18 protein-coding genes are annotated in these 16,832 nt (G+C 64.8%); 5 read left to right on the forward strand and 13 right to left on the reverse strand.

Going from position 1 to position 16,832, the window contains the following annotated elements; translation table 11 throughout:
* Nucleotides 1-36 precede the first annotated feature (36 nt).
* Entirely contained in the window at nt 37-1,494 is a 1,458-nt protein-coding gene (sufB, locus tag ACD584_RS05115) for a Fe-S cluster assembly protein SufB (RefSeq protein ID WP_011037894.1), read from the reverse strand.
* Nucleotides 1,495-1,509: 15 nt separating this feature from the next.
* On the reverse strand, nt 1,510-1,968 hold the full coding sequence (locus tag ACD584_RS05120; protein WP_076036636.1) for an SUF system Fe-S cluster assembly regulator: 459 nt from the start codon (nt 1,966-1,968) through the stop codon (nt 1,510-1,512).
* A gap of 173 nt (nt 1,969-2,141) precedes the next feature.
* Between ACD584_RS05120 and ACD584_RS05125 the strand changes: the two genes are divergently transcribed.
* Both ACD584_RS05125 and ACD584_RS05130 read left to right on the forward strand, forming a co-directional pair.
* The gene (locus ACD584_RS05125; protein WP_016944109.1) at nt 2,142-2,609 is read left to right on the forward strand and encodes an SET domain-containing protein; all 468 of its coding nucleotides are present in this window, start codon (nt 2,142-2,144) and stop codon (nt 2,607-2,609) included.
* Nucleotides 2,610-2,716: 107 nt separating this feature from the next.
* Complete coding sequence (locus tag ACD584_RS05130; RefSeq protein ID WP_076037816.1) at nt 2,717-3,259, forward strand: type 1 glutamine amidotransferase domain-containing protein; 543 nt, start codon at nt 2,717-2,719, stop codon at nt 3,257-3,259.
* Between the two features lie 99 nt (nt 3,260-3,358).
* Here the strand turns inward: ACD584_RS05130 and ACD584_RS05135 are convergent, their stop codons facing one another.
* The 7 genes from ACD584_RS05135 to ACD584_RS05165 form a co-directional block, all read right to left on the reverse strand.
* Nucleotides 3,359-3,955, reverse strand: a complete 597-nt coding sequence (locus ACD584_RS05135; RefSeq protein WP_070690340.1) for a DUF1439 domain-containing protein — start codon at nt 3,953-3,955, stop codon at nt 3,359-3,361.
* A gap of 212 nt (nt 3,956-4,167) precedes the next feature.
* On the reverse strand, nt 4,168-4,707 hold the full coding sequence (locus ACD584_RS05140; RefSeq protein ID WP_011037889.1) for a hypothetical protein: 540 nt from the start codon (nt 4,705-4,707) through the stop codon (nt 4,168-4,170).
* A 53-nt stretch (nt 4,708-4,760) separates the two neighbouring features.
* Nucleotides 4,761-5,069: a DUF3861 domain-containing protein gene (locus ACD584_RS05145; protein ID WP_175611605.1), complete on the reverse strand. Its 309-nt coding sequence runs from the start codon at nt 5,067-5,069 to the stop codon at nt 4,761-4,763.
* Between the two features lie 92 nt (nt 5,070-5,161).
* The gene (locus ACD584_RS05150; RefSeq protein WP_011037887.1) at nt 5,162-5,752 is read right to left on the reverse strand and encodes a M23 family metallopeptidase; all 591 of its coding nucleotides are present in this window, start codon (nt 5,750-5,752) and stop codon (nt 5,162-5,164) included.
* Nucleotides 5,753-5,895: 143 nt separating this feature from the next.
* The gene (locus ACD584_RS05155) at nt 5,896-6,318 is read right to left on the reverse strand and encodes an HU family DNA-binding protein (RefSeq protein ID WP_076036638.1); all 423 of its coding nucleotides are present in this window, start codon (nt 6,316-6,318) and stop codon (nt 5,896-5,898) included.
* 543 nt (nt 6,319-6,861) lie between these two features.
* Nucleotides 6,862-7,722 (reverse strand): pyrroline-5-carboxylate reductase, encoded by an 861-nt coding sequence (gene proC / locus ACD584_RS05160; RefSeq protein ID WP_016944106.1) that lies wholly within the window; start codon nt 7,720-7,722, stop codon nt 6,862-6,864.
* A gap of 40 nt (nt 7,723-7,762) precedes the next feature.
* Nucleotides 7,763-8,446 carry a YggS family pyridoxal phosphate-dependent enzyme gene (locus ACD584_RS05165; protein WP_076036639.1) on the reverse strand — a complete coding sequence of 228 codons (684 nt, stop codon included), beginning with the start codon at nt 8,444-8,446 and terminating at the stop codon, nt 7,763-7,765.
* Between the two features lie 287 nt (nt 8,447-8,733).
* Here ACD584_RS05165 and ACD584_RS05170 point away from each other — a divergent pair, with 287 nt between their 5' ends.
* The 3 genes from ACD584_RS05170 to ACD584_RS05180 all read left to right on the forward strand — a co-directional run bounded on the left by ACD584_RS05170 (nt 8,734) and on the right by ACD584_RS05180 (nt 11,978).
* Nucleotides 8,734-9,771: a type IV pilus twitching motility protein PilT gene (locus tag ACD584_RS05170; protein ID WP_003489919.1), complete on the forward strand. Its 1,038-nt coding sequence runs from the start codon at nt 8,734-8,736 to the stop codon at nt 9,769-9,771.
* A 122-nt stretch (nt 9,772-9,893) separates the two neighbouring features.
* Nucleotides 9,894-11,024, forward strand: coding sequence for a PilT/PilU family type 4a pilus ATPase (locus ACD584_RS05175; RefSeq protein WP_005990431.1), 1,131 nt, complete (start codon nt 9,894-9,896; stop codon nt 11,022-11,024).
* A gap of 279 nt (nt 11,025-11,303) precedes the next feature.
* Nucleotides 11,304-11,978 carry a YitT family protein gene (locus ACD584_RS05180; protein WP_014508435.1) on the forward strand — a complete coding sequence of 225 codons (675 nt, stop codon included), beginning with the start codon at nt 11,304-11,306 and terminating at the stop codon, nt 11,976-11,978.
* A 13-nt stretch (nt 11,979-11,991) separates the two neighbouring features.
* Here ACD584_RS05180 and ACD584_RS05185 read toward each other — a convergent pair whose 3' ends face one another.
* The 4 genes from ACD584_RS05185 to ACD584_RS05200 form a co-directional block, all read right to left on the reverse strand.
* Entirely contained in the window at nt 11,992-12,891 is a 900-nt protein-coding gene (locus ACD584_RS05185; protein WP_076036640.1) for a DUF72 domain-containing protein, read from the reverse strand.
* Nucleotides 12,892-13,113: 222 nt separating this feature from the next.
* The gene (locus ACD584_RS05190) at nt 13,114-14,376 is read right to left on the reverse strand and encodes a hypothetical protein (RefSeq protein ID WP_076036641.1); all 1,263 of its coding nucleotides are present in this window, start codon (nt 14,374-14,376) and stop codon (nt 13,114-13,116) included.
* Complete coding sequence (locus ACD584_RS05195) at nt 14,373-14,912, reverse strand: DNA-3-methyladenine glycosylase I (protein ID WP_011037880.1); 540 nt, start codon at nt 14,910-14,912, stop codon at nt 14,373-14,375. The genes ACD584_RS05190 and ACD584_RS05195 overlap by 4 nt, the downstream gene beginning before the upstream one ends.
* A complete protein-coding gene (locus tag ACD584_RS05200) occupies nt 14,909-16,765 on the reverse strand; it encodes a DUF4153 domain-containing protein (RefSeq protein WP_076036642.1) in 1,857 nt (618 codons plus the stop codon). Before ACD584_RS05200 ends, ACD584_RS05195 begins: the two co-directional genes overlap by 4 nt.
* Nucleotides 16,766-16,832: the final 67 nt, after the last annotated feature.

Raw genomic sequence — 16,832 nt, forward strand, 5'->3', positions numbered from 1 at the left:
GCGGCACCTTCTCCCGAGGGGAGAAGGGGAAAGGTGTCAGCCGACGCTGCCTTCTAAGGAAACTTCCAGCAGCTTCTTGGCTTCCACCGCAAATTCCATCGGCAGTTCGCGGAATACCTGCTTGCAGAACCCATCCACGATCAACGACACCGCGTCCTCCTGACTGATGCCGCGTGCGCGGCAGTAGAACAGCTGGTCGTCGCTGATCTTGGAAGTGGTGGCTTCGTGCTCGACCGTGGCGCCGGGGTTCTTCACCTCGATATAAGGGAAGGTGTGGGCGCCGCACTGCTTGCCGATCAACAGCGAATCGCACTGGGTGTAATTGCGCGCGCCATCGGCGTTGCGATCCACCTTGACCAGGCCGCGGTAGGTGTTCTGGCCGCGGCCCGCGCTGATGCCCTTGCTGACGATCTTGCTCTTGGTGCGCTTGCCGATGTGTATCATCTTGGTGCCGGTATCGGCCTGCTGACGATGATGGGTGAGGGCTACCGAGTGGAACTCGCCCACCGAATCGTCGCCGAGCAGCACACACGACGGATACTTCCAGGTGATCGCCGAACCGGTTTCGACCTGGGTCCAGGTTACTTTGCTGCGGTCGCCACGGCATTCGGCACGCTTGGTGACGAAGTTGTAGATGCCGCCGCGGCCTTCTTCATCGCCCGGATACCAGTTCTGCACGGTCGAATACTTGATTTCCGCATCTTCCAGCGTCACCAGTTCCACCACGGCCGCATGCAGCTGGTTTTCGTCGCGCATTGGCGCGGTGCAGCCTTCCAGGTACGACACGTAGGCCTTGTCTTCGCACACGATCAAGGTGCGCTCGAACTGGCCGGTGTGGCCGGCGTTGATGCGGAAGTAGGTGCTCAGTTCCATCGGGCAACGCACGCCCTTGGGAATGAACACGAAGCTGCCATCGGAGAACACGGCCGAGTTCAGCGCGGCAAAATAGTTGTCGCCCACCGGCACCACGCTGCCGAGGTACTGCTTGACGATCTCCGGATGTTCCTTGATCGCTTCGGACATCGAGCAGAAGATCACGCCCTTTTCGGCCAGTTCCTTGCGGAACGTGGTGCCGACCGAGACCGAGTCGAACACTGCATCCACCGCAACGCCGGCCAGCCGCGCGCGCTCGTGCAGCGGCACGCCGAGCTTGTCGTAGGTGTCGAGCAGCTCCTTGGGCACGTCATCCAGCGAGGCGTACTTCGGGCCCTTGGGCGCGGAGTAATAGCTCAACGCCTGGAAATCGATCGGCGCGATCTTCAGCTTGGCCCACTCCGGCATCGGCATTTTCAGCCAGTGACGGTAGGCCTCCAGGCGCCAGTCGGTCATCCATTGCGGCTCTTCTTTCTTGGCCGACAGTGCACGGATGATGTCTTCGTCCAGACCGGGCGGGAGCGAATCGGATTCGATCTCGGTGATGAAGCCGGCGTCATAACGTCGGCCCAACCGTTCGAGGATCTGCGCATTCTGCGGGGGGGCAAGTTCGGTGGCCATCGGCTGCCTACTGGGTCAGGTGGTCGCGACGCGCGCGGCGATGAAACGCCGACGGTTGTCGCCAGGGAGGGAGAGGGGGTGCAGCATCTGCGCCAGTGTCACGCGACGCAGGGCATCGCCCACCACATCGTTGATCAGGCGCCAGTTGGAGCGCACACCGCATTGGTGGGCGATCCCGCATTGACTGTGGTCCTGGCTGCATTCGGTGATGGCCAGCGGCCCTTCCATGGCCTCGACGATCTCCACCAGGGTGATCGCGCTGGCCGCACGCGCAAGCCGGTAGCCGCCGTGCACACCGCGCAACCCTTCCACCAGGCCAGCCTGCGACAACGGCTTGAGGATCTTGCTGACGGTGGGCGCTTCCAGGCCGGCCTGTTCGGCCAGTTCGCTCGCGCTGAGCACCTGGTCGCTCCGTGTAGCCAGCACCGTCAAGACAACGGTGGCGTAATCGGTCAATTTGGTGACGCGCAACATGCGAAGAAGGTGAATCCCTAAAGCGGACCGAAATTGTACTCTTTTGCTCCGCTCAGTCCAACCGCGTGGTTCAGCCGCCGGAAAGGCCAGCCCGTTGCGGTGGCAGGTGCGCTTGTGCTTGGCGCGTGGGCGCGCTGCGGTCACAATGAGCGGCCCCATCAACGGACCCTTTCATGTCGCGCAAAGTTGCCGCCCGCAAGTCACGTATCCATGGCAATGGCGTGTTCGCCGTCGCTGCGCTCAGCAAGGGCGAACGCATCATCCAGTACAAGGGGCGCCTGCGGACGCATGCCGAAGTGGATGCCGACGACACCGGCGATGTGGAAAGCGGGCACACCTTTCTGTTTACGCTGAGCGATGACTACGTGCTCGACGCCAACTACGAAGGCAACATCGCGCGCTGGATCAACCACAGCTGCAATCCCAATTGCGAAGCAGTGATCGAAGAGGCAGAAGGCGACGACCGCAGCAAGGACAAGGTCTTCATCGAAGCCAAGCGTGCGATCAAGCCGGGCCAGGAGCTGACCTATAACTACGGCATTACCCTGGGCGAGCGACATACGCCGCGCTTGAAGAAGATCTGGGAATGCCGCTGCGGTTCGAAGAATTGCACCGGCACCATGTTGCAGCCCAAGCGCTGAGCGACGGCGCGCTGCGGTCGGCATGACGCGGCGCGCACATCGGTTCACGGATGCGCAACACGCGCATTCCTAGGGTGCAGGCTCCTTTGCAGATTGAGGAGTTCCTCATGACCCACTCGCTCTCCGGCAAGACCGTTGCCGTGCTCGCGACCAGTGGCTTCGAACAATCCGAGCTGCAGGAGCCCAAGCGCTTGCTTGAGTCCTGGGGCGCCATCGTCGAGGTCATCGCGCCCGGCGACGAGGCACAGATTCGTAGCTGGAACCACACCGACTGGGGCGACAGCGTGCCGGTGGATACGCCACTTGCGCAGGCTAAACCCGACCGTTACGACGCGCTCGTGCTGCCGGGCGGTGTGATCAACCCGGACAACCTGCGCACCAACACGCAGGCGATCGACTTCATCCGCAGCGTTGCGGCCAGCGGCAAGCCGGTGGCTGCAATCTGCCACGGGCCGTGGTTGCTGGTGGAAAGTGGGCTGGTGCGCGACCGCAAGGTGACGTCGTGGCCGTCGGTCAAGACCGATCTGAGCAACGCGGGCGGCCGCTGGGAGGATGCCGAGGTGGTGGTGGATGGCCAGCTGATCACCAGCCGCAAGCCGGACGATATTCCTGCATTCACCGATGCGGTTGCCAAGGCGTTGGCTGCCTGAGGTCACGCAGCAGCTAAAAAAAGAGCCCGGTGCATCGCTGCGCCGGGCTCTTTTGGTTTCACGTTGGAAGAGGCGCGGTGTGCTCGCAGCGCCGATGGGTTACTTGCCTGGCATGGCGCCGGCCGGCACCAGCTGCTCGATATCCTGGTTGAAGTTCACCGCCAGCCGGCCGTTCTGGATCGCCACCGACTCCACCTGCACATTGCCCATCACGGCCGCAATGGCGGGGTCGATCTTGTAGATCGGCTCCTTGCGTGCGTAGTCGGCCAACCATGCGTTGAGCAACTGACGCGTGCTGCTGTCCAACTTGGCGCCGGCGTTGGCGGGGCGGAAATCATCGACCGTTGGCTGGTCGAGATAAAACCCCTGCTTTGCCGTGTCGTAACGCAGCGCGCTGCTCAAGGTGACGTTGCCCACCGGCGCCGGCGCGCCGCCGGCCGTGGCCAATGCAAGGTCGAACGCCATCTTCAAACGGTCGCCAGGTGGCAACGACAGTGCGGGGTTACTGACCGTCATTTCGATCAGGCCGCCCAGTGCATCGTGCGTCTGCGGGAAGCGCCCGCCCAGGTACTGCTGCACGTCGGCGGCCTGCACGCTGATCTGCCGCCCCTGGATTTGAGGCGCCGCCCACGCTGCGGACAGTGGCATCGCCAGGGCGAGGGCAAGCAGGGATCCGGCAACTAAACGCAGTTTCATCGGGCAACTCCGGCGGTGGATGGCATCACCTTAGCCAGCGCCGGTGAACCACGGGTTAGCGTGCTGCGGTGTGGCGGGATGAGTACGACACTGCGTGCCGCGGTGGTTGGGGTGCTCGCCGCGAATGCGCTTCGGTGTTTGTGGGTGTCGACTGCGGATCTCGGGTATCCGCCACCTCTGCCTGCGAACGTGCAATTGCTTGGACGGCGGCTTTAACGCAGCACCGGCTGCAGGGTGGCCGAATAGATTTCCCAGGTGTCGCTGCCAACGCGTGGCTGCAGACGGTAAGCACCGACCAGCCGTTCGGTGCCGGTCGTGGTGCGCACGGCCAGCTGCACCGGCACTTCGATCAAGCGCGGCGGGTGCTGTTGGTCCAGCGCGATCGGCGGATCGTTGTTGATGCGCAGGCTGATGATCTGCCCGATGTTGCGCAGCACCGCATCGTCCGGCACGGGTGCGGGATGGCCGCCGGTCCACAGGGCATCCGCATCGGCACGTGCAGCACCGGGCAGTGCGCCCAGATAACGGTGCACGGTTGCGCTTGCTTGCGCGTAGTTCGCACTTGCAAGCGCCTGTTTGGGATCGGTGGCGGTCGATGCAGCGCCGGGACGCTCGCTGGCCACGGGCGATGCCGCAGTTGTGGCGACAGTCGCCGATGCAGGCGAGCCGTTGGCGGCCTGTGGTTCGGGCGTGCGCTGGCAGCTACAGCCGGCCAGCAGCAGTAGCGAAAAGACACTGATCAGTTGGCGCATCGCCGCTCCCCGTCACGATCGGCGCAGTGTAGCGGCAGTTGGCACCGCGCGGATCAGCGCCCGGCAGCGGGATGCACGTGTTGCAGGCGCTCCAGCAATAGCTGCAATTTCGGCCGTAGCGCGTCCAGGGCATTGCTGGGCCGCGCGCGTGGGCGCGCCGCCAGGTCCTCGAGCAATTGCGAACCGACGGTGAGCGCGGCGCACTCGTCACTGCTCAGGTCGCGGCGCAGGTGCAGCTCTTCGAACAGCCGCATCCAGTCCGCGCGCGAGCGCTGTTCGAACTCGATGGTGCAGCGGTCATGGCAGGGGCTGCCGTCGTTTTCGATGGGCGTGACCGTAATGCGGTAGCGTTTGCGGGACATGGAAGGTCGCGTCACTGTGGGGCTGGCTCCACCATAGGCGCGCATGCGCAGGGTCTCGATAGGCCGGGCCATGACGCAGTGTTCCAGCGCGCTCAGGGTGCCTGCTGTGGCGCGGGTTGCCGGAGCAGTGGCAGCGGATCGTACGCACCGTTGCGCCCATAGATCCCGTAATGAAGATGCGGCGGCGTACCACGCGCGTTGCCGGTGGTGCCGACCATGCCCAGTGCAGTGCCGGGCTCGACCACATCGCCGACTGCCAGTCCGGGTGCCCAGTCGTCCAGGTGCGCGTAGTAGTGCCGTTCCATCGCCGGGCCGAGCACCCACACCTGTTTGCCACCCAGCCCTGTGTCGCGAATGGAACTGACCACGCCACGGGTGGCAGCCACCACCGCTGTGCCGCGCGGCGCGAAGATATCCACACCGGCATGGCTGCGGTCGCGTCCGCGTGGGGCGCCGAAGGTGTCGGCAATCTGGCGACCACGCACACCGTCTACCGGGATGTGCAACTGCGTGGGTGCCGGCATTTGCGATAACTCCCAGCTGGTGCGCAGGCGTTCGGCCATCGGTGACAGCCAGGCCCAGCGCGCGGCAACACCCAGCGCGCACAGCATCACGATCGATACCAGCAGGTGGCGCACGCGTCTGGCTGGGCTGCGGGTGGGCGATGGCGCGGTCACGGGCACTCTTGGTTGCGAACTCACCGCCAGGGTAGGGCAGCGGCGATGAGTGCGATGTGGTGTGCCTGTCAGGAGGCGGAGAAGACGTGGCAAACGCGCAAAAAAAAGACGGCCCTAAGGCCGTCTCGATCAAACCGGATGCAGCGCGATTACAGCGCGGCGTCCTTCAGACGCTTCATCGCACGGACCTTCAGCTTGCAGGTCGCAGGCCTGGCAGCAAACACCTGCTCTTCCTTGGTGAACGGGTTGAGGCCCTTGCGCTTCGGCTTGGCCGGCACGTTGACCGAGGTGATCTTCAGCATGCCCGGCAGGACGAACGAGCCGACGCCCTTCTTGCTCAGCGACGCGTGCGCGGTGGCTTCCAGCGACGCCAGCACGGCGCGGACGTCCTTCGGCGCCAGCTGGGTGGTTTCGGCGATGTGCGCGACCAGGCCGGTCTTGCTCAGGGCTTCCTTGATCGGCTTCGGCGCGGCGGTCTTGCTAGCGGCCTTGGCCGGCTTTGCGGTCTTGGAGGCGGCGACCTTTTTCACTGCCTTCTTGGGGGCAGCCTTCTTAGCGGCGGTTTTTGCCATGAGTTATGTGTTCCGTATTCGTTGGTGGTGTTTGGGTCTGCCGACCCAGTCGGCAACGCGAAATGTAGGGCAACTGCCGCGCGCCGCCAATAGGGAATCGATGAAACAACACGAAAAGACCGACCTGGCACGGGCATTCGTTCACTGGACGCCAAAAAACACGAGAAAAAGCGCTGTGGGTTCGCTTGGCGTGGGATGCTACGCGCGGTCTGACGCACAGCAGCAGGTCAAGATGACGCGGCATGGATCGCGGATTGGCGCAATCTGGGCAGCTGCTGCGCAGGCGCATGTCGATCAATGCGTTCGCTTGGCAAGGCATGCCTCGACCCAGCCAGGGCGCCGTGGTCGAGCAAAGGGCGCATGCCAATGTGGCGAAGCATGGCGTGCGTGCTCCCTGCCAATCGATTGCAGGCGCCAAACGAAGCGCATTCGATGAAGCCGGGGCTCGCATCATTCCGCATTCGGACAGCGATGCGCCGAATAGCGCGTTTCCAGGCAAGCGAGCGATCCAGCCAGCCAGCGACGACGCATCGCTCCCGCGGATCAGTCGTTCGCTGCCGACAAACTGCGGCCGCGTTCGGTCGCCGCGGCAATCGCGGTGGCGGTCAACGCTTCGAAACCGCCGGCCTGGAATTCCTCGATCGCGGCCTGCGTGGTGCCGTTGGGGGAGGTCACGCGCCGGCGCAATACCTCCGGTGCTTCGCCGGATTCGGTCAGCATGCGTGCAGCGCCGAGCAGGGTATGCAGCACCAGCGTGCGGGCGGTCTCGGCGGGCAGGCCTTGCGCGCGCGCCGCGGCCTCCATCGCTTCGGCCAGCAGAAAGACATAGGCCGGGCCGCTGCCGGACACCGCGGTGACCGCATCCATCTGTGCCTCGTCGTCGAGCCAGACGGTGACGCCAGCGCTTTCCAGCAGCCGGGTTGCCTGTGTGCGCTGCGCCGCGCTGACGCGTGCATTGGCGTACAGGCCGGTCACGCCGGCGCCGAGCAGGGCCGGCGTGTTGGGCATGGCGCGCACCACGGCGGCCGTGCCGCCGCACCAGCGCTCCAGTTGCGTTGCGGTGATGCCCGCGGCGATCGACAGCAGCAGCGGATGCTGTTGCTGCGCGAGATCGGCCAGCTGCGTGCACACGGTGGACATGACCTGCGGCTTGACCGCCAGTACCCAGAGTGCGGCGCCCTCCACGGCGCTGCGCGCGTCGTCGAACACTTGCACGCCGAAGTCAGCGGACAGCGCCTGACGCAGTTCGGCGACCGGCTCGGCGACGCGGATGGCGCTGGCCGGCGCGCCCTGGCGCAGCAGCCCGGCGATCAGGCTGCGCGCCATGTTGCCGCCACCGACAAAGGCAACCACCGGAACATCGCCGTGTGCAGCCACAGCTGTGGAGGAGGAAGGCTGGGTCATTGCAGCACCATCAAGAAGGAGGAAGGAAACGGCCGACGTGTCAGGCGGCCGGTGGCGCGTTGCGCTGGCCAAATAGCGCCGTGCCCACGCGCACCATGGTGGCGCCGGCCGCAATGGCATCGGCGAAATCCGCGCTCATGCCCATCGACAAGGTATCTGCCTGCGGATACTGGCTGCGCAGTGTTGCGAACAAGGCCTGCATGCGCGCGAATGCCTGGTGCCGGCGCGTGACCTCGGGAAACGGCGCGGGAATCGCCATCAATCCGCGCAGCTGCAGTGGGGGGTGGGTGGCAATCTCCGCGGCCAGGACGTCGATCGCCTCCGGCGCGCAGCCGTGCTTGCTGTCCTCATCGTCGATATTGACCTGGATCAGCACATTCAAGGGCGCGCGGCCGTCCGGGCGATGCCGGGCGAGCAGTGCGATCAGCTTGGCGCGGTCCACGGTCTGCACCCAATCGAAACACTGGCTGGCCATGTCGGCCTTGTTGGATTGCAGGTGGCCGATCAGGTGCCACTCCAGCTGCAGCGCTTGAAGCTGCGCGATCTTGGCGGCCGCTTCCTGCACATAGTTCTCGCCGAAGGCCTGCTGGCCCTGCGCGGCTAACGCGGCCACGGCGTCGGCCGGCTGGGTCTTGGACACCGCCAGCAGGCGCGCAGGCGCGGCGTTGGGAGGGGTTGCCGCCTGGATGGCGGCCAGCATCTGGTGCAACGAGGAAACGGGCACAGGTCAGCCAACGGGTAAACAAGGCGGCCATAGTGCCGCGCCCGTGCCTTTCCTTCCAGTTGTGCCGGTGCGCGCCGGGCGCGGCGGATCGTCCTTGCGGCGAGGTGGGGTGGATAAAGGCGCGCTGCGGCAAACGATACCGCCGCCCCGGACATCGGAAACGCCGGCCATCGGCATTCATGCTGGCGGGCTGAACCGACGCACGGCGCGCTTCCAGGGCGCTGCCAGAACGCTATACTGCCGGCCGGGGAGTATCTTCCAATCGCAGCCTAGGGGAAAAGCAGCGCATGGATATCGCTGAACTATTGGCGTTTTCTGTCAAGAACAAGGCATCGGACCTGCACCTGTCTGCAGGCTTGCCGCCGATGATCCGTGTCGATGGCGATGTCCGCCGCATCAATATTCCGGCCTTGGACCATAAGCAGGTGCACGCGCTGGTCTACGACATCATGTCGGACAAGCAGCGCCGCGATTACGAGGAATTCCTCGAGGTCGACTTCTCGTTCGAGATTCCGTCGCTGGCGCGTTTCCGCGTCAATGCGTTCAATCAGAACCGTGGCGCCGGTGCGGTGTTCCGTACCATTCCCTCCGAAGTGCTGACGCTGGAAGACCTGGGCTGCCCGCCGATCTTTCGCCAGTTGATCGACCAGCCGCAGGGTCTGATCCTGGTGACCGGCCCGACCGGGTCGGGCAAGTCGACCACGCTTGCCGGCATGATCGACTACATCAACAAGAACGAATACGGCCACATCCTCACCGTCGAGGATCCGATCGAATTCGTGCACACCTCGCAGAAGTGCCTGATCAATCAGCGCGAAGTGCACCGCGACACGCACGGCTTCAACGAGGCGCTGCGTTCGGCCCTGCGCGAAGACCCGGACATCATCCTGGTCGGCGAGTTGCGCGATCTGGAAACCATCCGCCTGGCACTGACCGCCGCGGAAACCGGCCATCTGGTGTTCGGCACCCTGCACACCAGCTCGGCGGCCAAGACCATCGACCGCATCATCGACGTGTTCCCGGCCGGCGAAAAGCCGATGGTGCGCTCGATGCTGTCCGAATCGCTGCGCGCGGTGATTTCGCAGGCATTGCTCAAGAAAGTGGGCGGCGGGCGTACCGCAGCCTGGGAAATCATGGTCGGCACCCCGGCTATCCGCAACCTGATCCGCGAGGACAAGGTGGCGCAGATGTATTCCTCGATCCAGACCGGCCAGCAATACGGCATGCAGACGCTGGACCAGCATCTGCAGGACCTGGTCAAGCGCAGCCTGATCACGCGCAACCAGGCGCGCGAGTACGCCAAGGACAAGCGGATATTCGAGTGACTCGGGAATAGGGAATCGGGAATGGGGAATTGCAAAAGCACGTTTCCCTGACCGGTCCCGGTTTCCAGCTTACCCAATTCCCGATTCTCGATTCCCTATTCCCTGCTCCGAGGGAGCACGCCATGAGCACCATCGACTTCACCTCCTTCCTCAAGCTGATGGCGCACCAGAAGGCGTCGGATCTGTTCATCACCTCTGGCATGCCGCCGGCGATCAAGGTGCATGGCAAGATCAGCCCGATCACCCAGACGCCGCTGACCGCGCAGCAGAGTCGCGACCTGGTGTTGAACGTGATGACGCCCTCGCAGCGCGAGGAATTCGAAAAGACCCACGAGTGCAACTTCGCCATCGGCGTGTCCGGGGTGGGGCGGTTCCGTGTGAGCTGCTTCTATCAGCGCAACCAGGTGGGCATGGTGCTGCGGCGGATCGAGACGCGTATTCCCACCGTGGAAGAGCTGAGCCTGCCGCCGGTGATCAAGACACTGGCGATGACCAAGCGCGGCATCATCATCTTTGTCGGCGCTACCGGCACCGGCAAGTCGACCTCGCTGGCGGCGATGATCGGCTACCGCAACCAGAATTCCACCGGGCACATCATCACCATCGAAGACCCGATCGAGTTCGTGCACAAGCACGAGGGTTGCATCATCACCCAGCGCGAAGTCGGCATCGATACCGATAGCTGGGAAAATGCGCTGAAAAACACCCTGCGCCAGGCGCCGGACGTGATCATGATCGGCGAAGTGCGGACCCGCGAAGGCATGGACCATGCCATCGCCTTCGCCGAAACCGGGCACCTGGTGCTGTGTACGCTGCATGCCAACAACGCCAACCAGGCGATGGACCGCATCATCAACTTCTTCCCGGAAGATCGCCGCAACCAGCTGCTGATGGACCTGTCGCTCAACCTCAAGGGTGTGGTGGCGCAGCAGTTGATCCCGACCCCGGATGGCCGCGGCCGCCGCGTGGCGATGGAGATCATGCTCGGCACGCCGCTGGTGCAGGACTACATCCGCGACGGCGAGATCCACAAGCTCAAGGAGATCATGAAGGAGTCCACCAACCTGGGCATGCGCACCTTCGATCAGAGCCTGTTCGAGCTGTACCAGGCGGGCGAGATCAGCTACGAAGACGCACTGCGCTACGCCGACTCGCAGAACGAGGTACGCCTGCGCATCAAGCTCTCGCAAGGCGGCGATGCCAAGACGCTGTCGCAGGGGCTGGATGGCGTGGAGATTGCCGAGGTTCGGTAAGGCGCACGGCCACGCTTCATGACGCGGCGGCGTTGCGACCAACGCTGCGCGTACCAACGACGCGCTGCGATCAGTCTGGGCGCGTCGTGCTTCGCAGCCAACGCTGGCGATTGAGTGCAGTGGGGCGCCAAGCCAGTGCAGCCATGCATCCACCAGTGATCGGTGGCTGACGTTTCAGATGTAACCAGGGTGGCCGATAGTGTCTAATATCCGCACCCCACAGCAATTCCCAGACCCGTGAGCCTTCCCGATTCCGATCTCCGTCCGGAGCAAGAGCCGTTGCCCGACGATGGCGCCGTGTTCACCTCCGGCCCGCTGACGCCGCCGCCGGATTCGGCTGGTACCAGCGCCGATGACCACGCCTATCACCACTCGGTGGCCGAAGATGCGCAAGGCATGGTGCTGGCGACGTTGGTGGCCTCGCTGGGGCTGGCGATCTTTGCCAAGGGCGGCCTGATGATCGGTGGCATGGCCGGGGTGGCGTTCCTGCTGCACTACGCGCTGCACTGGAATTTCGGCCTGGTCTTTGTGCTGGTCAACCTGCCGTTTTATTGGCTGAGCGTGCGCCGCATGGGCTGGGAATTCACCCTGAAAACCTTCGCTGCGGTGGGTGCCTGCGGGGCCTTGACCGACCTGCTGCCGCGCTGGGCCGACTACGCGCACATGAGCACATTGTTTGCGGCGGTGGTAGGCGGTGCGCTGGCCGGGCTGGGCATTCTGTTCTTCATTCGCCACCGCGGCAGCCTCGGCGGCATCGGCATCCTGGCGGTGTATCTGCAGCGCGAGCGCGGCTGGAGCGCGGGCAAGGTGCAGATGAGTTTCGACGCGATGCTGATGCTGGTCGCGTTTTTCGTGCTGACGCCGGACAAGGTGCTGTATTCGGCCATTGGTGCGTTGATGCTGAGCCTGGTGCTGATGTTCAACCACCGGCCGCACCGCTATATGGGCGTGTGAGCGCGCAGCGGAGTTACACGACCTCCTCGCGCGCCGGGCAGTCGGTGGGCAGGTCCAGCCGCTGCATCAGGCCGCGCGCATCGAACGGTGCGTGCACTTTCATGTCGTTGTCGAAGTAGCAGTACACGTCGCGCCGTGCGCGCTTGCTGGCGCGCGGCCCTATACGCTGTGCATCGGAGGGCTCACCACCTGCGGCCCAGGCCGCAATCCGCTCGCCCCAGCGGTCCAGGGCGTGGTCGCTGTAGCCGCTGGCATAGAGTTGCGCGTCGCCATGCAGCCGCAGGTAGACGAAGTCAGCGGTGACATCTTCGAGATACGGAAATTTGCCAGCGGTATCGGCCACCACCACGCCCACCTTGTGCTTGCGCAGCAGTTTCATGCAGGACGGGTCGCAGAAGCTGGGGTGGCGCATTTCCAGCGCATGCCGTAGCGGGCGCTTGTGATCGACGCGCAGGTCCGTGCGCCCATGCATCAAGGTGGTGTCGCGTTTGCGCGCCAGGGCGAGTGCTGCCTCGGTATCGCGCGGCAGGCTGGAGAGAAATGCATCCAACACCGCTTCATCGAAGCGCAGGCTTGGCGGCAATTGCCACAGGATCGGCCCCAGCTTCGGGCCCAACCGCAGCACGCCGGATGCAAAGAAATTGGCTAGCGCCTGTTCGCAATCGCGCAGCCGCTTCATATGCGTGACAAAACGCGGGCCTTTGACCGCGAAGACGAAGTCGTCCGGCGTCTCGTCATGCCAGCTCTGGTAGCTCTCCGGGCGTTGCAGCGAATAGAACGAGCCATTGATTTCCACGCTGGGAAAACAGCGCCCGGCATAGGCCAACTCGCGCCGCTGGGCCAGGCCGGTCGGGTAGAACGTGCCGCGCCAGCGTGCATAACGCCAGCCCGAAATGCCGATGCGGATGCTCATGCGCCGACCATGCCGCGGCAGGTGTGCAGTGGTCGTGGATGCTGTGGCAAGGCCGCGTCATCTGGTGCGCCGGTGCGTGCGAGTGGATAAGCGGGGCGGCATTCTCGAAACAATCGCGCCGCGCGAGGTGGGCGCAGCCGGTGCGTGGAGTGGGCATGGAGCGCGCACCCAACACCCGACTGTGGTGCCATCACTGTCTGGCTGGCGGCTCGCTACGTGCGGTCAGTCTTGCGAGGCATCCACAGGCGCTGCCGTGATCAACGCAATGCCGCTGCGCGTGCGCTTTGACAGTAGCGGCAGGTTCGCAACCTGGTTGCCGGGCGCGTCGTAGAGCCACAGCACGCAGCACGCGGTATTGGCGCTTTGGAAGCTGCTGCGGAATGCCACCACGCTGGCGCTATAGCAGTCGCTGCCATGGCGCACGCGAAGATTGGCGACAAAGTCGAACGTGTAATGCCCAGCGTCATGCCATGGCCATTGCGCCTCCAGCTCGGGGTCGCTGCTCTCGGCGGGACTCGGGCAGCGTGCCTCCGGATCAGGCGAACGCTGCCGGCCTTGTGCATCCAGGCGCAGGTGCTGCAACTGGGTGTCTACCGCGGCACGCATCGCCGGGTGTTGCGCCAGCCAGTCGTCCGCCTGCTGTTCCTCTGGCAAGCGCTCGGCAGCATCTTTTCGCCGCGGCGCCAGCGTGTGCTGGTAGCGATAGCGGATCTGCAGTGCCTGGGTCGGGTGGCGTTCGGCGGGCAGCGGCGACAACGGGCGCGAGAGAGTCAGCGTGTCCTGGAAATAGTCGCCGTCGCGGTAGGCCGCGTAGCTGCGTCCGTCGATGCGTAGCCAGTACAGCGCCTGGTCGCCGCCGCGGCCGTTGATGCTGAATCCAGCGTCCGCTTCTCTATCCGCTGGCGTACCTGTGGGCGTGGCGGTGGGGGCGCGGAAGCCATCGGTATGGCCTTGCAGCACCGTGATCTGCGTAAACAAACCAGTGCCGCCGACATAGGCCTCATCCAGCAGGTCGCGTTGGCCGTCCTCGTCCAGGTCGATCAGGGTGTAGTGGTGGCTGCGGTTCTCGGAGATATCGTCTGCTTCGCTGGTGGTGTGCGCGCGGTAGGCCTGCAGCGCGTGCCACTCGGCATCGGTGACGTCGGCCGGCTGCGTGGGCGGCACAGCCTCGGATGGGTCTTGCTCCGGATCCGGGCTTGCGATGTCGAAGCTTTGCCCGTGGGTATCGGCATAGCGCTTCATCACCGTGTCGATCGGCGTGGGGTCGCTGGCCGGCACGGCGGCAATGTCGCGGCGCAACTGGTCCAGCACCTGCGTCAGCGACAGCCTAGGCACCTTGTGCGCGTCTGCCTGCGGCACTGCCGCGGCGGAGGCAATCAGTAACCCAGCAATGCCCAGCAAGCGCCGCATGCGAAATGTGCGATGCGGTGTGGTCGCAGCGCTGAGTACAGGCGCCTCGCACGCGGCACGCAAGGTGTCGCTCACGCGCTATGCATCCACGGCGGCGACAGTGCCTGAATGTCCGCAAATACCGGGCAGTCGGCATGGTGCGCGCCGCGCAGGTAGCCCAGGCTCATCAGGAATTCGCCGGTGATTTCGCCGCCAGTGAAACGGAAGGTCTTCTTGAACACTTTCACCCAGGCCGGCTTGTCGAGGGGATGTTGTGCATCCAGCCAGTTGGCAAAGCTGCCGTGCGTTGCGCGCAGGCGCTGGATCACCTGCGCGTTGTGGATGGCGGCCAGCACCTTCAGGCGATTGCGAATGATGCCGGCATCCTGCATCAGCCTGGCAATCTCCGCCTCGCCGTACGCGGCCACGGTGTCCACGTCGAACCCGTCATAGGCACGCTGGAAGTTGCCGCGCTTGCGCAGGATGGTTTCCCAACTCAGGCCGGCCTGGTTGATCTCCAGCACCAGGCGTTCGAACAGCTCGCGTTCGTCGCGCTGCGGGAAGCCGTATTCGTGATCGTGATAGTGGCCATGCACCGGGTGGCCGGGTGCGATGCTGCAATAACCGCTCATGGGGTCTCCGTTGTCTTGCGTGCGTTGGCGGATGAGTTGATGCGCATCGGTTTACCGCCGGGAAACAGCAGGTCAGGCCAACGGCGTGGCTGCGTGGCGAGTTTGCCTTGGCGCACGGCCTCGCGCAGGGCTTCTTGCTGCTGGCTGCGCTGCGGGAAGCTGTTCACTGTGTCCACCCGGTACCAGCCTTGCGCATCGCGGGTATACAGCGTGCAGGTGATACCAAACTTCGCTGAAAGATCGCACAGCATCACCTCGTCCTGGCCGTCCTGATCCAGGTCACGGCGGGTGATCACGCAGTCGGCATCGCGCTGCAGGCAGCTGTCGTTGTGCAAGCTGCCCTGCGCCAGGGCGCTCCACCAGGCTGGGTCCGGGCTGTTGCTGCCTGCAGCGAGCAGCAGGTGTGCCTGCAGCTCGGCCGCGTCGTGCATGCGCGTGCGTCGCAGTGCGTCATCCGACTGCGGTTCCTGCCAACGTTGCGTCCGCGCGAGCAATAGAGTGAGCTGCCGGCTGCGCTTGGCATCGTTGGCAAAGACGGGGGTGTCCCGCAGCGCTTGCACCGCGTGATAACCACGGCGGCCGTTGGCAAACCGCAGGAATTCCAGATCGTCCTGCAGCAGATCCGGGTTTGCAGTGCCGCCGCGCTGTGCCAACTGCTGCAGCTGGCTGGCCACCACAATCCGATACGGATCCAGCACAGGCGTATTGACCAACAGCAGCAGGATAACGACCGCCCACGACAGCATCTTGTTGCTGCGCGCCAGCGGCGCCAGCCACTGCCCCGGGCGTGGCCGCAGCACCGCGATGGCATATCCCACTGCATAGGCGCTGGCCACCGCGGCCAGCACCACGCCCCAGAAGCGTTCGCCGGTCCAGCCATACTGGGCAATGCGCAGGCCCACCGCGTAAAGCGCCAGGCCTGCATACAGCGGCAGTGTGAGCAGCCCGGCCTCGACAACGCGCCGCAACCAGCCCGGATACGCAGGCGGCGTCGCGCCATCCTGATACACCGCATTGGTGAACAGCACCAGCCCGGACACCATGCACAGCAGGATCGCCGCCGCCGTGCGGGTCTGCCACAGCGGCTGCAGGCCGGTCAGCGGCAGTGTGAGGATGAACAGCAGCGCGATACTGGCCAGCAAGGGCACCAGGCCGGTGCACAGGGCGAACACGATCTGCCGCATCACCTGCACCGCACGCTGGCGGGTGCGCCCGATCAGGATGCCCAGGCCGGCCATCGTGCCGGTGGCCAGGTAGATGAAGGCATCCTCGCGAAACAGCGTGCGGAAGAGATCGATCTTCACCAATGCAAACAACTCGGCCCATAACGTCAGCACGCCCCAGCACACGCCGACGAACACCAGTGCCAACGCAAGCGTGAGCGTGTTCTGCCAGGCGTGTTCGAACAGCGCGTGATAGCTGGCACGCCAGCTGCCATGGTGCTGACGGAACTGCAGCCAGGGCAGGGCGATCAACAGCGCGGCCGCCACGCTCAGGCCGAATGGGGTCAGCACCTTGTTGCTTTCCAGGCCGGGTGCCCCGGTTGCGCTCCACGCCGCCCAGCCGGCAAGTGCGGCGAACACGGCCGCCACCACGGCCAACTGCTGCCACAGGCGACGGTCGTGCAGGGTCTGCACGCTCAACAGCAGCATGCTTGGAACGGTGAGCACCAGGGTGTACCAGCACACGCGCCCACCCAGCGCAGCGAACGGCGCCACACCGTGGTCTGCGCCCCATTCGGCCAGATACAGCAGGCCGCCTTGCAGCAGGGCCACCAGCACGATGAACGCGCGGGTCTGGCGGGGCAGGGGCAGATCGTCGGGGGCGGGGTGCAGCGCAGATGTGGGCAGCATCGGCAGTCCATGGCTGAGGCAAGCGCTCAGTATGGCAGCGCCCCAGCGCGGTTCGAAACGAACCGCT

The sequence above is a fragment of the Xanthomonas sp. NCPPB 2922 genome, from assembly GCF_041520885.1.
Classification (GTDB): domain Bacteria; phylum Pseudomonadota; class Gammaproteobacteria; order Xanthomonadales; family Xanthomonadaceae; genus Xanthomonas; species Xanthomonas campestris.

Coding starts and splice junctions, on each gene's coding strand:
- proC (WP_016944106.1), bottom strand. CDS start 7,722: ATGACCCAGCCTTCCTCCTCCACAGCTGTGGCTGCACACGGCGATGTT.
- ACD584_RS05170 (WP_003489919.1), top strand. CDS start 8,734: ATGGATATCGCTGAACTATTGGCGTTTTCTGTCAAGAACAAGGCATCG.
- ACD584_RS05135 (WP_070690340.1), bottom strand. CDS start 3,955: ATGAAACTGCGTTTAGTTGCCGGATCCCTGCTTGCCCTCGCCCTGGCG.
- ACD584_RS05175 (WP_005990431.1), top strand. CDS start 9,894: ATGAGCACCATCGACTTCACCTCCTTCCTCAAGCTGATGGCGCACCAG.
- ACD584_RS05130 (WP_076037816.1), top strand. CDS start 2,717: ATGACCCACTCGCTCTCCGGCAAGACCGTTGCCGTGCTCGCGACCAGT.
- ACD584_RS05125 (WP_016944109.1), top strand. CDS start 2,142: ATGTCGCGCAAAGTTGCCGCCCGCAAGTCACGTATCCATGGCAATGGC.
- ACD584_RS05140 (WP_011037889.1), bottom strand. CDS start 4,707: ATGCGCCAACTGATCAGTGTCTTTTCGCTACTGCTGCTGGCCGGCTGT.
- ACD584_RS05185 (WP_076036640.1), bottom strand. CDS start 12,891: ATGAGCATCCGCATCGGCATTTCGGGCTGGCGTTATGCACGCTGGCGC.
- ACD584_RS05200 (WP_076036642.1), bottom strand. CDS start 16,765: ATGCTGCCCACATCTGCGCTGCACCCCGCCCCCGACGATCTGCCCCTG.
- sufB (WP_011037894.1), bottom strand. CDS start 1,494: ATGGCCACCGAACTTGCCCCCCCGCAGAATGCGCAGATCCTCGAACGG.
- ACD584_RS05120 (WP_076036636.1), bottom strand. CDS start 1,968: ATGTTGCGCGTCACCAAATTGACCGATTACGCCACCGTTGTCTTGACG.
- ACD584_RS05155 (WP_076036638.1), bottom strand. CDS start 6,318: ATGGCAAAAACCGCCGCTAAGAAGGCTGCCCCCAAGAAGGCAGTGAAA.
- ACD584_RS05195 (WP_011037880.1), bottom strand. CDS start 14,912: ATGAGCGGTTATTGCAGCATCGCACCCGGCCACCCGGTGCATGGCCAC.
- ACD584_RS05145 (WP_175611605.1), bottom strand. CDS start 5,069: ATGTCCCGCAAACGCTACCGCATTACGGTCACGCCCATCGAAAACGAC.